Origin of the sequence: Mycobacterium avium subsp. avium (assembly GCF_009741445.1) — a bacterium.
In the GTDB taxonomy this organism is placed as follows: Bacteria; Actinomycetota; Actinomycetes; order Mycobacteriales; family Mycobacteriaceae; genus Mycobacterium; species Mycobacterium avium.
Genome location: NZ_CP046507.1, coordinates 2998935 through 3012390 on the forward strand (window position 1 = coordinate 2998935; position 13456 = coordinate 3012390).

Consider the following 13456-nt stretch of genomic DNA (forward strand, 5'->3'; position numbering starts at 1 on the left):
CGTCGGATTCACGACCACCTCCGGGTGGGGCCGCGGGTGGCGCGGTGCGCCCAGCAGCCGGTGTGCCAGTGCCGGCGGTCCTCGGCTCCCCCGAGCGTCGGCTCGACCGGCCATACCACCAGATGGGCTGCGCCCGAGCGGATTTCGTGATCGCAGCCGGGGCACCGGTAGGTCTTGACGGCACGCGCCGCCGCGATGGGACGGACCTCGTAGTCATGCCCGTCGGGCCCGACTTCCAACCGGCGCAGTGCCGGTGGCGGCCCGAGCGGCCGTTGCCGGCGGGGCGGTGTGCGGCGCCGAGCCATGCGACCAGTGTAGGGGCGAGGCCCTAGAACAGCCGGTATTCGTCGCTGTCCATCCCGCGCATCTTGTCGTAATCCAATGTCACACAACGGATACCACGATCGGTGGCCAGCGTGCGGGCTTGCGGTTTGATCTGCTGCGCGGCGAACACGCCGCGCACCGGCGCCAGCACGCTGTCGCGGTTGAGCAGCTCGAGGTAGCGGGTGAGCTGTTCCACGCCGTCGATCTCGCCGCGCCGTTTGATCTCCACCGCCACCGATCCGCCGCGCTCGTCGCGGCAGAGCAGATCGACCGGCCCGATGGCGGTCATGTACTCGCGGCGGACCAGCGTGTACCCCTCGCCCAGCAGTTGCACGTGCTCGGCGAGCAGGGCCTGCAGGTGCGCCTCGACGCCGTCCTTGACCAGGCCGGGATCGACGCCGAGGTCGTGGCTGGAGTCGTGCTCGATGTCCTCGACGGTGATGCGGAGCTGCTCGCCGGCCTTGTTCTCGACCACCCACACCGGCGCCGCATCGCCGGCCTCCTCGCGCAGCCAGCACGGCGGGCTCATCCAGTTCAACGGCTTGTAGGCACGGTCGTCGGCGTGCACGCTGACCGATCCGTCGGCCTTGAACAGCAGCAGCCTGCGCGCCGACGGCAGATGCGCGGTGAGCCGGCCGACGTAATCCACGGTGCACTGGGCGATCACTAGACGCACCCGACTCACCTTAGAGCGTGGCCGACAAATTAGGCTGACGCCACCATGTCGGCCACGCAGAGCACGGCACAACGCATCGGCCGGGTGCTCGAAAAGATCACCCGGCAAAGCGGCCGCCTGCCGGAGACCCCCGCCTACGGCTCCCTGCTGCTGGGGCGGGTCACCGAGAGCCAGCACCGGCGGCGGATCCGCATCCAGATCATCATGACCGTGATGGTGCTGGGCGCCAACCTGATCGGCATCGGGGCCGCGCTGATCCTGGTGATCGTCGCCATTCCGGCGCCGAGCGTGTTCAACGACGCGCCGGCATGGATCACCTTCGGGGTCGGGCCGGCCTATGTGGCCTCGGCGTTGGCGGTGGGCACCTACTGGATCACCCGGCGGACCGTGCTGGCGCTGCGCTGGGCCATCGAGGAGCGCAAGCCCACCCCCACCGACGAACGCAACACCTTCCTGGCCCCGTGGCGAATCGCGCTGGTGGATCTGGTGTTGTGGGGCGCCGGGACGCTGTTGCTGACCGTCCTCTACGGCCTGGTCGACACCATGTTTATCCCGCGGTTCCTGTTCGGGGTGAGCTTCTGTGGTGTCCTGGTGGCCACCGCGTGCTACCTGCTCGCCGAGTTCGCGCTGCGCCCGGTGGCTGCTCAGGCCCTCGAGGCGGGACCGCCGCCCCGGCGACTGACCGCGGGCATCATGGGCCGGACCATGACGGTGTGGTTCCTCGGCTCGGGCGTGCCCGTCATCGGCATCGCCCTGTTGGCGCTGTTCGAGATATGGCTGCGGAACCTGACCGAGACCGAGTTCGCCGTCGGCGTGCTGATCGTGTCGACGGCGGCGCTGATCTTCGGCTGCCTGCTGATGTGGATCCTGGCCTGGCTCACCGCGACGCCCGTGCGCGTGGTGCGTGCCGCCCTGAAACGCGTGGAGCGCGGCGACCTGCGTGGCGACCTGGTGGTGTTCGACGGCACGGAACTCGGTGAGCTGCAACGGGGATTCAACGCGATGGTGGACGGCCTGCGGGAGCGCGAGCGGGTGCGCGACCTGTTCGGCCGGCACGTCGGTCGCGAGGTGGCGTTGGCCGCCGAGCGGGAACGGCCGAAGCTGGGCGGCGAAGAACGCCACGTCGCCGTCGTGTTCATCGACATCGTCGGCTCCACCCAACTGGTCACCCGCCGGCCACCGGCCGAGGTGGTATCGGTGCTCAACCAGTTCTTCGGCATCGTCGTCGAGGAGGTGGACCGGCACTGCGGCTTGGTCAACAAGTTCGAGGGTGACGCGACGCTGGCCATCTTCGGGGCGCCGAATCATCTTGACTGCCCCGAGGATGCGGCGCTGACCGCCGCGCGCGCCATCGCCGACCGGCTGGCCAACGAGATGCCGCAGTGTCGCGCCGGCATCGGCGTGGCGGCCGGGCAGGTCGTCGCCGGCAACGTCGGCGCCCGGGAACGCTTCGAGTACACCGTCATCGGTGAACCGGTCAACGAGGCGGCCCGGCTGTGCGAGCTCGCCAAGTCCCACTCCGGCCGCCTGCTCGCGACGGGCGACGCCATCGAAGGCGCGAGCGAAAAAGAGCGGGCCCGTTGGTCTTTGGGCGACACCGTGACCCTGCGCGGCCACGAGCGTCCCACCCGGCTGGCCTCGCCCGCCGGCGCCGCCGACCGGCCGGCCGGAACGGATTGATTTTCGGAAGAAATGGGTAGAGGGACAACGACTCTAACCCCTCGAGAGATTGGTTTCGACGTGACCGGTAGCCGAAGTGCCCGCCGTATTTCCGTCGCCGCCGGGATGGCCGCCGCGATAGCGTTGAGCCCGCTGGCCGCGGGGTGCAGCTCGGGCAATAACAAGAGCCCGACGACCTCGACCGTCACCACCACCGTCACGACACCGGTCACCGTCACGACCACCGCACCGGCGGCGACGACCACCGCCGGGCCGGGCGGTGGCGGTGGCCCGATCGTCGGACCGGGCGGTGCGACCACCGCCGGCCCCGGCGGATCCGGGGCGGGGGCCGGACCCGGCGGCGCGAGCGCGAGTGTGCCGGGCGCCGGAGCATCCGCGGGGCCCGGCGGCGCGGGTGCCTGCGCCGGCGGTGTCTGCGTGGGGACCCCGCCCGGGCCGTAGCCGCGGACCCGCGGGCGAGCCTCACTTCACGCTGGCCACGCCGGCGACCACGCGCCGGCCGATGCGGAATCCGTTGTCCCGCACCAACAATGCGACCAGTGCGGCGCCGGCCATCAGCAGCACGACGACGAAACAGACAGTCGCCGACCAGCCGCCCACGCCGTACAGGACGCCGCCGAACGCACCGGCCACCGAACCACCCAGGTAGTAGCTGAACAGATACAGCGCCGACGCCTCGGCGCGGTCGCGCTGAGCGACGGCGCCCACCCAACCGCTGGCCACGGTGTGCGCGGCGAAGAAGCCCCCGGTGAAGACGCCGACGCCGGCGACGATGGCGGCCAGGGAGGGCGGCACGGTCAGCAGCAGTCCGGCTACCGCGATGGGTAACGCGGCCCCCAGCACCAGGGGGCGTCCCCGGCGATCGGCGAGCCGTCCGGCCACGACCGACGTCCCCGTCCCGACGAGATAGAGCAGGAAAAGCAGGCCCACCACCGACGGCGCCAGCCCGAACGGCCGGGCGGCCAGCCGGTAACCGAGGTAGTTGTACACCGTCACGAATCCACCCATCAGCACAAAGCCCACCGCAAAAAGCTTGGCCAACACCGGGTTTCGCAGATGCCCGGCGAGGTTGCGCAGGGCGGCGCGCACGCTGGCCGGCTTCGGGGTGAAGAACCGGGACCGCGGCACCAGCACCGCGAACACCGCCGTGCCGGCCAGCGTGATGAGGGAGCACGCCAGCAGGGCCACCCGCCAGGTGCCGACCTGGACGACCACCGACGGAACGATCCGCCCGGCCAGCCCGCCTATCGTGGTTCCGGCGATGTAGCGCCCCATCGCGGATCCCAGGGACGACGCGTCGACCTCCTCGGCCAGCAGCGCCATCGCGACCGCGGGTATCCCGGCGAGCGCGACGCCCTGCACCGCACGTCCGAAGACCAGCACGCCGAGCGAGGGGCTGAACGGCAACAACAGCCCGATGACACTGGAGGCCACCCCTGAGATCAGCATCACCCTGGTCCGGCCGTAGCGCTCGGAGAGCACACTCGCGGGAATGATCGACAGCGCCAACGCGCCGGTCGTCAGCGACACGGTCAGCGCCGCGGTGGCCGGGCCGATCCGGTAGTGCGCCGATAACGCGGGAAGCAGCGCCTGGGTGCAATACATCGCGGCGAAGCTGGCCAGGCCGGCGCCGCAGAGCGCGGCGGTCATCCGCCGGTATCCGCGGGTTCCTGCTTGATGCGCGACCGGACCGTGGGGCATGACCACCATGCTTCGGGCCGGCACCGCCCGACAGAAATGAATTTTCGCCCGCCCTATGATGCGTTCAGCGCATAAGTAGAGGTGGACGGGATGGCAGTGGGTGACTACGAGTGGTTCATCACACTCGCCGAGCTGCAGCACGTCACTGCGGCGGCCGAGCAGCTGCACGTCGCACAGCCGACGTTGACCCGGATGCTGGCGCGCCTGGAACAGCGACTCGGCGTGGCGCTGTTCGATCGTCACGGCCGGCGACTGTCCCTCAACACCTACGGCCGCATCTTCTACGAACACTCGCGCCGGGCGCAGTTGGAGCTGGATTCGGCACGGCGCGCGATAGCGGATCTGGCGGATCCCGCCGTCGGCGAGATCCGGTTGGCCTACCTGAGTTCATTCGGATCAACCGTGGTTCCGCAGTTGATCGCCCGGTTCAAGGAGTCGTCTCCGCGGGTGACCTTCACGCTGGAGGAAGGCGCCGCCGAATCGATCGCCGATCGCGTGCGGTCCGGCGGCGTCGACATCGGGGTGGTATCCCCGCGACCGGTCGAGCGAACCCTGGCCTGGCGCAGCCTGTTTCGCCAGCGCCTCGGTGTCGCGGTGCCCGATGGTCATCGATTCGCCCGCGGTGCCGCGGTGTCCATGGTGGACCTGGCCGACGAGCCCTTCGTGACGATGCACCCTGGTTTCGGGATGCGACGGCTCCTCGACGAGCTTTGCGCCGCAGCCCAATTCCGGCCTCGGGTCGCCCCTGCAAGCGCCGAATCTCACGACCGCGGCCAGCCTGGTCGCCGCGGGGCTGGGCATCAGCCTGGTCCCGATCGACGGCAGCAGTTATCCGTCCGGAGTATCCGTCAAGCCGCTGGCCGACGCGGATGCCTACCGCGATGTCGGCATGATCTGGGATTCCGGCCGACCGTTGCCGCGCTCGGCGCGCGACTTCATCGCGGCCGCCGCGGCCGTCGGGCGCGGCGGCTGGTAGCCGGCCGCCGATCCCGCTCCACGCCCGGCGACGACGATGTCGCTTTTCCGCTAGTTTTGTCGGCGGGCGGGTGTAAGTCTTGAGGCGTGCACGACGATTTCGAACGCTGCTACCGCGCCGTCCAGTCCAAGGATGCGCGGTTCGACGGGTGGTTCGTCACCGCCGTGCTGACCACCGGGATCTACTGCCGGCCCAGTTGCCCGGTGCGCCCGCCGTTCGCCCGTAATGTGCGGTTTTATCCGACCGCGGCGGCCGCTCAGCGCGCCGGCTTCCGGGCCTGCAAGCGGTGCCGTCCCGACGCCTCGCCGGGATCGCCGGAATGGAACGTGCGCGGCGACGTGGTGGCGCGCACGATGCGGCTGATCGCCGACGGCACGGTGGACCGCGACGGTGTCGGCGGCCTGGCCGCCCGGCTGGGCTACACCACCCGGCAGCTGGAGCGGTTGCTGCAGGCGGAGGTCGGCGCCGGTCCGCTCGCGCTGGCCCGGGCGCAACGCGCCCAGACGGCGCGGGTGCTGATCGAGACCACGGAGCTGCCCTTCGGCGACGTGGCATTCGCCGCCGGCTTCTCCAGCATTCGTCAGTTCAACGACACCGTGCGCGCGGTGTTCGAAAGCCCGCCGAGCGTGCTGCGCCGGCGCGCCTCGGCGCGCTGCGCATCCACGGCCAATTCGCCTGGCGCCGTGTGCCTTCGGCTGCCGGTCCGCACACCCTTCGGCTTCCAGGGCGTCTTCGGTCACCTCGCCGCGAGCGTCGTTCCCGGGTGCGAGGAGGTCCGCGACGGCGCCTACCGACGCACGCTGCGGCTGGGGTTCGGCACCGGCATCGTCACGTTGACCCCCGCCGCCGACCACGTCCGTTGCGAGCTGGTGCTCGACGACTTCCGGGACCTGACGGCGGCGATCGCCCGTTGCCGGCGGCTGCTGGATCTCGACGCCGACCCCGAAGCGGTGGACGAGGCGCTGGCCGCCGACCCGCAGCTCGCCCCGGCGGTGAGAAAGGCGCCCGGCCAACGCATTCCGCGCACCGTCGACGAGGCCGAGCTCGCGGTGCGCGCCGTGCTGGGCCAGCAGGTGTCCATCCGGGCGGCCCGCACCCATGCGGGGCGTTTGGTCGCCGCCTACGGCCGGGCGGTCCACGACCCCGAGGGAACCTTGACCCACACCTTCCCGTCGGTGCAGCAGCTGGCCGACGTCGACCCCATCCATCTGGCGGTGCCCAAGGCCCGGCAGCGCACGCTGGCCGCGCTGGTCGCCAGCCTCGCCGACCGCAGCATCGTCTTGGACACCGGGTGCGACTGGCAAAGCGCCCGAACGCAATTGCTGGCATTACCGGGAGTCGGCCCGTGGACCGCGGAAGTCATTGCGATGCGCGGCCTGGGCGATCCCGATGCCTTCCCGGCCGCCGACCTGGGTCTGCGCGTCGCGGCCAAACGGCTCGGATTGCCGTCGAGCCAGCGGTCGCTGACCGCTGCCAGCGCACGCTGGCGGCCCTGGCGTTCCTATGCCACGCAATACCTTTGGACCACTCTCGAGCATCCGGTGAACCATTGGCCACCGCAGCAGCCATCGAAGGAGACAGCATGATCGAGTACCGCACCGTCGACAGCCCGATCGGACTGCTGACCCTGGCCGGGCGCGATCCGGTTCTGACGAACTTACGGATGGTCGACCAGACCTACGAACCGAGCCGCACCGGGTGGACGGAGAATCCGCGGGCGTTCGCCGGGGCCGTCGAGCAACTCGGTGCCTATTTCGCCGGCGAGCTCACCGAGTTCGACATCGAGCTGGATCTGCGCGGCTCGGAATTTCAGCGCCGGGTGTGGCGGGCGCTGCAGACCATCCCCTACGGGGAAACCAGGTCGTACGGCGAAATCGCCGAGCAGATCGCCGCGCCCGGCGCCGCGCGCGCCGTCGGATTGGCCAACGGGCACAACCCGATCGCGATCGTGGTGCCCTGCCATCGCGTCATCGGCGCCAGCGGGAAGCTGACCGGATACGGCGGCGGACTGGACCGCAAACAAACGCTGCTGGCACTGGAGAGGCGCCACTCGCCGGCGAGCCTGACACTATTCGACTGAGCGGGTGCCGGGGCCGGTAAAACTGGCAAGCATAAGGATTTTCGGTTTCATTCACCGCGGTTGCCCTCGGTCAAGTCCGCGAGGAATCGCGGCAGGCGACCCGCACCGAAATCGTAGAAGCGTACCCAGGTCGGTGTGATCCCGATCCTCGCCTGGCGGTCGTACGTCTTGCGCACCTGCTCCTCGAACCTCGCGGCGGCGTCGGCGTCCATGCTCTTGCGGGCGGCAGCCAGGTACTCCGGCACCACGCCGTCGACGATCTGCACACGGGCCCGCCCGCGAATCGATAACGCGCGCGCCGTCTCCGGCGTATCTCCACCGTCGATGGACAGGGCGACATCGGCACACGCGGACAGGGCGGCGACCTTCGGAGACGTGGCGGCGGTGGCGATGACGAATTCCGCACCGGTCCAGAAGTAGCCCACCGGGATCACCCGCGGCGTCCCGTCCTTGGCCGTATACGCCAGATGCGCCGCCGACGTGGAGGCGAGCAACTCTTGCGCCCCGGGCGCACCCAATTCGGCCGCGATCTCGGACCTATCCATGACGAACCCGCCTCGATCGTGTCCGCGACATGAGCGCCTCCCCTTTTCGTCTCGACGCAAGGGTAGACCCGGCGGCGCCGTTAAAGTCATCGCATTCAGGAAGCCCCGCACGCACGGTTACCCGCCCGTCGATCTACCAGCCTCGATGACAGCGAATGTAAAAACGCCCCCGGTTTCCCGGGGGCGTTTTTGTATGTTCGGCGGTGTCCTACTTTTCCACCCGTATGGGCAGTATCATCGGCGCTGACAGGCTTAGCTTCCGGGTTCGGAATGGGACCGGGCGTTTCCCTGTCGCTGTGGCCGCCGTAACTCTATTTAAATTTGTTTCGGTGGGGGGTGTGGTGCCCGAGTTTCCACGGCGAATTGCCGCGAAAATGGATCGTGGTTGCGAGTTGTGTGTTGGTAAGTTTTCGGCCGGTTAGTGCCAGTTCCCTGCACTCATTACTGAGCTTCCAGGTCTGGCCTATCAATCCCGTGGTCTGCGGGGGGCCTTATCCCTCTAAAAGGGTGAGAAACCTGATCTTGGAGAAGGTTTCCCGCTTAGATGCTTTCAGCGGTTATCCTGTCCGAACGTGGCTATCCAGCCGTGCCCCTGGTGGGACAACTGGTATACCAGAGGTTCGTCCGTCCCGGTCCTCTCGTACTAGGGACAGGTTTCCTCAAGTTTCTGACGCGCGCGGCGGATAGAGACCGAACTGTCTCACGACGTTCTAAACCCAGCTCGCGTGCCGCTTTAATGGGCGAACAGCCCAACCCTTGGGACCTGCTCCAGCCCCAGGATGCGACGAGCCGACATCGAGGTGCCAAACTATCCCGTCGATATGGACTCTTGGGGAAGATCAGCCTGTTATCCCCGGGGTACCTTTTATCCGTTGAGCGACACCCCTTCCACTCGGGGGTGCCGGATCACTAGTCCCGACTTTCGTCCCTGCTTGACTTGTAAGTCTCGCAGTCAAGCTCCCTTGTGCACTTACACTCGCCACCTGATTGCCGTCCAGGTTGAGGGAACCTTTGGGCGCCTCCGTTACATTTTAGGAGGCAACCGCCCCAGTTAAACTACCCGCCAGGCACTGTCCGTGAACCCGATAAGGGTTCGACGTTAGGTGTCCAATACGATCAGAGTGGTATTTCAACAACGACTCCACACAAACTGGCGTCTGTGCTTCAAAGTCTCCCACCTATCCTACACAAACCGTACCGAACACCAATACCAAGTTGTAGTGAAGGTCCCGGGGTCTTTTCGTCCTGCCGCGCGTAACGAGCATCTTTACTCGTAGTGCAATTTCGCCGAGTCTATGGTTGAGACAGTTGGGAAGTCGTTACGCCATTCGTGCAGGTCGGAACTTACCCGACAAGGAATTTCGCTACCTTAGGATGGTTATAGTTACCACCGCCGTTTACTGGGGCTTAAATTCTCCGCTTCACCCTTACGGGTTAACGGGTCCTCTTAACCTTCCAGCACCGGGCAGGCGTCAGTCCGTATACATCGTCTTGCGACTTCGCACGGACCTGTGTTTTTAGTAAACAGTCGCTACCCACTGGTTTCTGCGGCCGAATCCCGCTCCCACCGCAAGGGTGTTCACGGTATTCCGGCCCCCCTTCTCCCGAAGTTACGGGGGCATTTTGCCGAGTTCCTTAACCATAGTTATCTCGTACGCCTTGGTATTCTCTACCTGACCACCTGTGTTGGTTTGGGGTACGGGCCGTGTATGTGCTCGCTAGAGGCTTTTCTTGGCAGCAGAGGATCACCGAATTCGCCTCAACCGGCTATGCATCACCTCTCAGGATTAGTGAGCGACGGATTTGCCTATCGCTCTCCCTACGGGCTTGCCCCAGTATTACCACTGACTGGTACGGCTGCCTTCCTGCGTCACCCCATTGCTTGACTACTACCAGCGAAGGTCCCACGCAGCCCCGAATCGCCACGCCCCCGAAGGGGAATGGTCGATCCGGTTTTGGGTGGTTAGTACCGCTGATTCATCAGGGACGCCCATACACGGGTACGGGAATATCAACCCGTTGTCCATCGACTACGCCTGTCGGCCTCGCCTTAGGTCCCGACTCACCCTGGGCGGACTGGCCTGGCCCAGGAACCCTTGGTCTTACGGCGGGCAAGGTTCTCACTTGCCTTATCGCTACTCATGCCTGCATTCTCACTCCCCCACCCTCCACCACCGGTCACCCGGAGGCTTCGCTGAATGGGGGACGCTCCCCTACCCACATCCACCGTAAAGATGAATGTGCCGCGGCTTCGGCGGTGTGCTTGAGCCCCGCTACATTATCGGCGCATAATCACTTGACCAGTGAGCTATTACGCACTCTTTCAAGGGTGGCTGCTTCTAAGCCAACCTCCTGGTTGTCTCTGCGACTACACATCCTTTTCCACTTAGCACACGCTTAGGGGCCTTAGCCGGCGATCTGGGCTGTTTCCCTTTCGACGTACGGAGCTTATCCCCCGCCGTCTCACTGCCACGCTTTACACCACGGCATTCGGAGTTTGGCTGACGTCAGTAACCTAGTAGGGCCCATCGGCCATCCAGTAGCTCTACCTCCGTGGTGAACCACGCAACGCTGCACCTAAATGCATTTCGGGGAGAACCAGCTATCACGGAGTTTGATTGGCCTTTCACCCCTACCCACAGCTCATCCCCTCAGTCTTCAACCTAAGTGGGTTCGGGCCTCCACGCGGTCTTACCCGCGCTTCACCCTGGCCATGGGTAGATCACTCCGCTTCGGGTCCAGAACACGCCACTACACCCCAAAGGGGATGCGCCCTATTCAGACTCGCTTTCGCTGCGGCTACCCCGCACGGGTTAACCTCGCGACGTGTCCCTGACTCGCAGGCTCATTCTTCAAAAGGCACGCCATCACCCCACGAGGAGGCTCTGACGGATTGTAGGCACACGGTTTCAGGTACTATTTCACTCCCCTCCCGGGGTACTTTTCACCATTCCCTCACGGTACTAATCCGCTATCGGTCATCGAGAAGTATTTAGGCTTACCGGGTGGTCCCGGCAGATTCACAGCAGATTCCACGGGCCCGCTGCTACTCGGGTGTTGATATAAGGCAGGTGCCGGGTTTTCGCGTACCGGGCTCTCACCGTCTACGGCGGGCCGTCCCAGGCCACTTCCGCTAACCACGCCACTTTCTGACTACCCCTCAGCCAGGTAGAGCTGAGACATATCAATCCCACAACCCCGCACACACAACCCCTACCCGGTTGTCCATGCATGCGGTTTAGCCTGTTCCGCGTTCGCTCGCCACTACTGACGGAATCACAATTGTTTTCTTCTCCTACGGGTACTGAGATGTTTCACTTCCCCGCGTTACCTCCCGCACCCTATATATTCAGATACGGGTAACACGACATCACTCGTGCTGGGTTTCCCCATTCGGAAATCCTCGGATCAATGCTCGGTTGACAGCTCCCCGAGGCATATCGCAGCCTCCCACGTCCTTCATCGGCTCTCGATGCCAAGGCATCCACCATGCGCCCTTAAACACTTACTTACACACAAGAGTTAAAAAAGAAATTACACATTTCGATGAACGCCGGCCACGAAGACCATGCGCTCATCTAGATGCTCGCAACCACTATCCAATACTCAAACACCACACCCCACCACCAAGATGGAGGGACTCCACACGGACGGACCGAGTGTTGTCTCAGGGCCCAATAGTGTGTCTGGCAATCATTTGCTGTTGCGCACCCGGCCCCCGTCCACTACAGACGGGAACCCCTCACGGCTCGCACCCCACCAGTTGGGGTGCTTTTCGTGGTGCTCCTTAGAAAGGAGGTGATCCAGCCGCACCTTCCGGTACGGCTACCTTGTTACGACTTCGTCCCAATCGCCGATCCCACCTTCGACAGCTCCCTCCCAAAAGGGTTAGGCCACTGGCTTCGGGTGTTACCGACTTTCATGACGTGACGGGCGGTGTGTACAAGGCCCGGGAACGTATTCACCGCAGCGTTGCTGATCTGCGATTACTAGCGACTCCGACTTCATGGGGTCGAGTTGCAGACCCCAATCCGAACTGAGACCGGCTTTAAAAGGATTCGCTTAACCTTACGGCATCGCAGCCCTTTGTACCGGCCATTGTAGCATGTGTGAAGCCCTGGACATAAGGGGCATGATGACTTGACGTCATCCCCACCTTCCTCCGAGTTGACCCCGGCAGTCTCTCACGAGTCCCCGGCATTACCCGCTGGCAACATGAGACAAGGGTTGCGCTCGTTGCGGGACTTAACCCAACATCTCACGACACGAGCTGACGACAGCCATGCACCACCTGCACACAGGCCACAAGGGAACGCCTATCTCTAGACGCGTCCTGTGCATGTCAAACCCAGGTAAGGTTCTTCGCGTTGCATCGAATTAATCCACATGCTCCGCCGCTTGTGCGGGCCCCCGTCAATTCCTTTGAGTTTTAGCCTTGCGGCCGTACTCCCCAGGCGGGGTACTTAATGCGTTAGCTACGGCACGGATCCCAAGGAAGGAAACCCACACCTAGTACCCACCGTTTACGGCGTGGACTACCAGGGTATCTAATCCTGTTCGCTCCCCACGCTTTCGCTCCTCAGCGTCAGTTACTGCCCAGAGACCCGCCTTCGCCACCGGTGTTCCTCCTGATATCTGCGCATTCCACCGCTACACCAGGAATTCCAGTCTCCCCTGCAGTACTCTAGTCTGCCCGTATCGCCCGCACGCTCACAGTTAAGCCGTGAGATTTCACGAACAACGCGACAAACCACCTACGAGCTCTTTACGCCCAGTAATTCCGGACAACGCTCGCACCCTACGTATTACCGCGGCTGCTGGCACGTAGTTGGCCGGTGCTTCTTCTCCACCTACCGTCAATCCGAGAAAACCCGGACCTTCGTCGATGGTGAAAGAGGTTTACAACCCGAAGGCCGTCATCCCCCACGCGGCGTCGCTGCATCAGGCTTGCGCCCATTGTGCAATATTCCCCACTGCTGCCTCCCGTAGGAGTCTGGGCCGTATCTCAGTCCCAGTGTGGCCGGACACCCTCTCAGGCCGGCTACCCGTCGTCGCCTTGGTAGGCCGTCACCCCACCAACAAGCTGATAGGCCGCGGGCCCATCCCACACCGCAAAAGCTTTCCACCAGAAGACATGCGTCTTGAGGTCCTATCCGGTATTAGACCCAGTTTCCCAGGCTTATCCCGAAGTGCAGGGCAGATTGCCCACGTGTTACTCACCCGTTCGCCACTCGAGTACCTCCGAAGAGGCCTTTCCGTTCGACTTGCATGTGTTAAGCACGCCGCCAGCGTTCGTCCTGAGCCAGGATCAAACTCTCCAAACAAAATCTCCTCGCGCAGCGAGGTGAATTTCAAATCAGAGATACCTGACAAGACGCCAAAAACTGGCATCATAAATTGCCATACCCACACACGGGGAGTGCTAGGTATGGCCAAAAACAACAACAAATAAAAAGACCAAACACACTATTGAG

8 protein-coding genes, 3 rRNA genes and 1 pseudogene are annotated in these 13456 nt (G+C 64.7%); 5 read left to right on the forward strand and 7 right to left on the reverse strand.

Features of this window, described 5'->3' with window-relative positions; translation table 11 throughout:
• Window positions 1–8 precede the first annotated feature (8 nt).
• Both MAA44156_RS13830 and nucS read right to left on the reverse strand, forming a co-directional pair.
• On the reverse strand, window positions 9–305 hold the full coding sequence (locus MAA44156_RS13830; RefSeq protein ID WP_009975727.1) for an Rv1322 family protein: 297 nt from the start codon (window positions 303–305) through the stop codon (window positions 9–11).
• A 23-nt stretch (window positions 306–328) separates the two neighbouring features.
• Window positions 329–1000 carry an endonuclease NucS gene (gene nucS, locus MAA44156_RS13835; RefSeq protein WP_003873208.1) on the reverse strand — a complete coding sequence of 224 codons (672 nt, stop codon included), beginning with the start codon at window positions 998–1000 and terminating at the stop codon, window positions 329–331.
• A 45-nt stretch (window positions 1001–1045) separates the two neighbouring features.
• On the opposite strand from nucS, the gene MAA44156_RS13840 reads away from it, so the two are divergent.
• Complete coding sequence (locus MAA44156_RS13840; protein ID WP_009975725.1) at window positions 1046–2680, forward strand: adenylate/guanylate cyclase domain-containing protein; 1635 nt, start codon at window positions 1046–1048, stop codon at window positions 2678–2680.
• Between the two features lie 60 nt (window positions 2681–2740).
• Window positions 2741–3121, forward strand: a complete 381-nt coding sequence (locus tag MAA44156_RS13845; RefSeq protein ID WP_175417506.1) for a hypothetical protein — start codon at window positions 2741–2743, stop codon at window positions 3119–3121.
• Window positions 3122–3142: 21 nt separating this feature from the next.
• Here MAA44156_RS13845 and MAA44156_RS13850 read toward each other — a convergent pair whose 3' ends face one another.
• Complete coding sequence (locus MAA44156_RS13850) at window positions 3143–4390, reverse strand: MFS transporter (protein WP_019733946.1); 1248 nt, start codon at window positions 4388–4390, stop codon at window positions 3143–3145.
• Between the two features lie 81 nt (window positions 4391–4471).
• Between MAA44156_RS13850 and MAA44156_RS13855 the strand changes: the two are divergent.
• From MAA44156_RS13855 to MAA44156_RS13865, 3 genes and pseudogenes are all read left to right on the forward strand, one after another.
• A pseudogene (locus MAA44156_RS13855) lies at window positions 4472–5357 on the forward strand (LysR family transcriptional regulator).
• Window positions 5358–5443: 86 nt separating this feature from the next.
• Window positions 5444–6943, forward strand: a complete 1500-nt coding sequence (locus MAA44156_RS13860) for a DNA-3-methyladenine glycosylase 2 family protein (RefSeq protein ID WP_009975720.1) — start codon at window positions 5444–5446, stop codon at window positions 6941–6943.
• Window positions 6940–7437, forward strand: a complete 498-nt coding sequence (locus tag MAA44156_RS13865; RefSeq protein ID WP_009975719.1) for a methylated-DNA--[protein]-cysteine S-methyltransferase — start codon at window positions 6940–6942, stop codon at window positions 7435–7437. Before MAA44156_RS13860 ends, MAA44156_RS13865 begins: the two co-directional genes overlap by 4 nt.
• Window positions 7438–7484: 47 nt before the next feature.
• Here the strand turns inward: MAA44156_RS13865 and MAA44156_RS13870 are convergent, their stop codons facing one another.
• The 4 genes from MAA44156_RS13870 to MAA44156_RS13885 all read right to left on the reverse strand — a co-directional run bounded on the left by MAA44156_RS13870 (window position 7485) and on the right by MAA44156_RS13885 (window position 13306).
• Window positions 7485–7982: a pyridoxamine 5'-phosphate oxidase family protein gene (locus MAA44156_RS13870; RefSeq protein WP_003873214.1), complete on the reverse strand. Its 498-nt coding sequence runs from the start codon at window positions 7980–7982 to the stop codon at window positions 7485–7487.
• Window positions 7983–8177: 195 nt separating this feature from the next.
• A 5S ribosomal RNA gene (rrf, locus tag MAA44156_RS13875) occupies window positions 8178–8290 on the reverse strand.
• 90 nt (window positions 8291–8380) lie between these two features.
• Window positions 8381–11493 (reverse strand): 23S ribosomal RNA (locus tag MAA44156_RS13880).
• A 280-nt stretch (window positions 11494–11773) separates the two neighbouring features.
• Window positions 11774–13306 (reverse strand): 16S ribosomal RNA (locus MAA44156_RS13885).
• The 16S, 23S and 5S rRNA genes sit together here, the layout of an rRNA operon.
• Window positions 13307–13456: the final 150 nt, after the last annotated feature.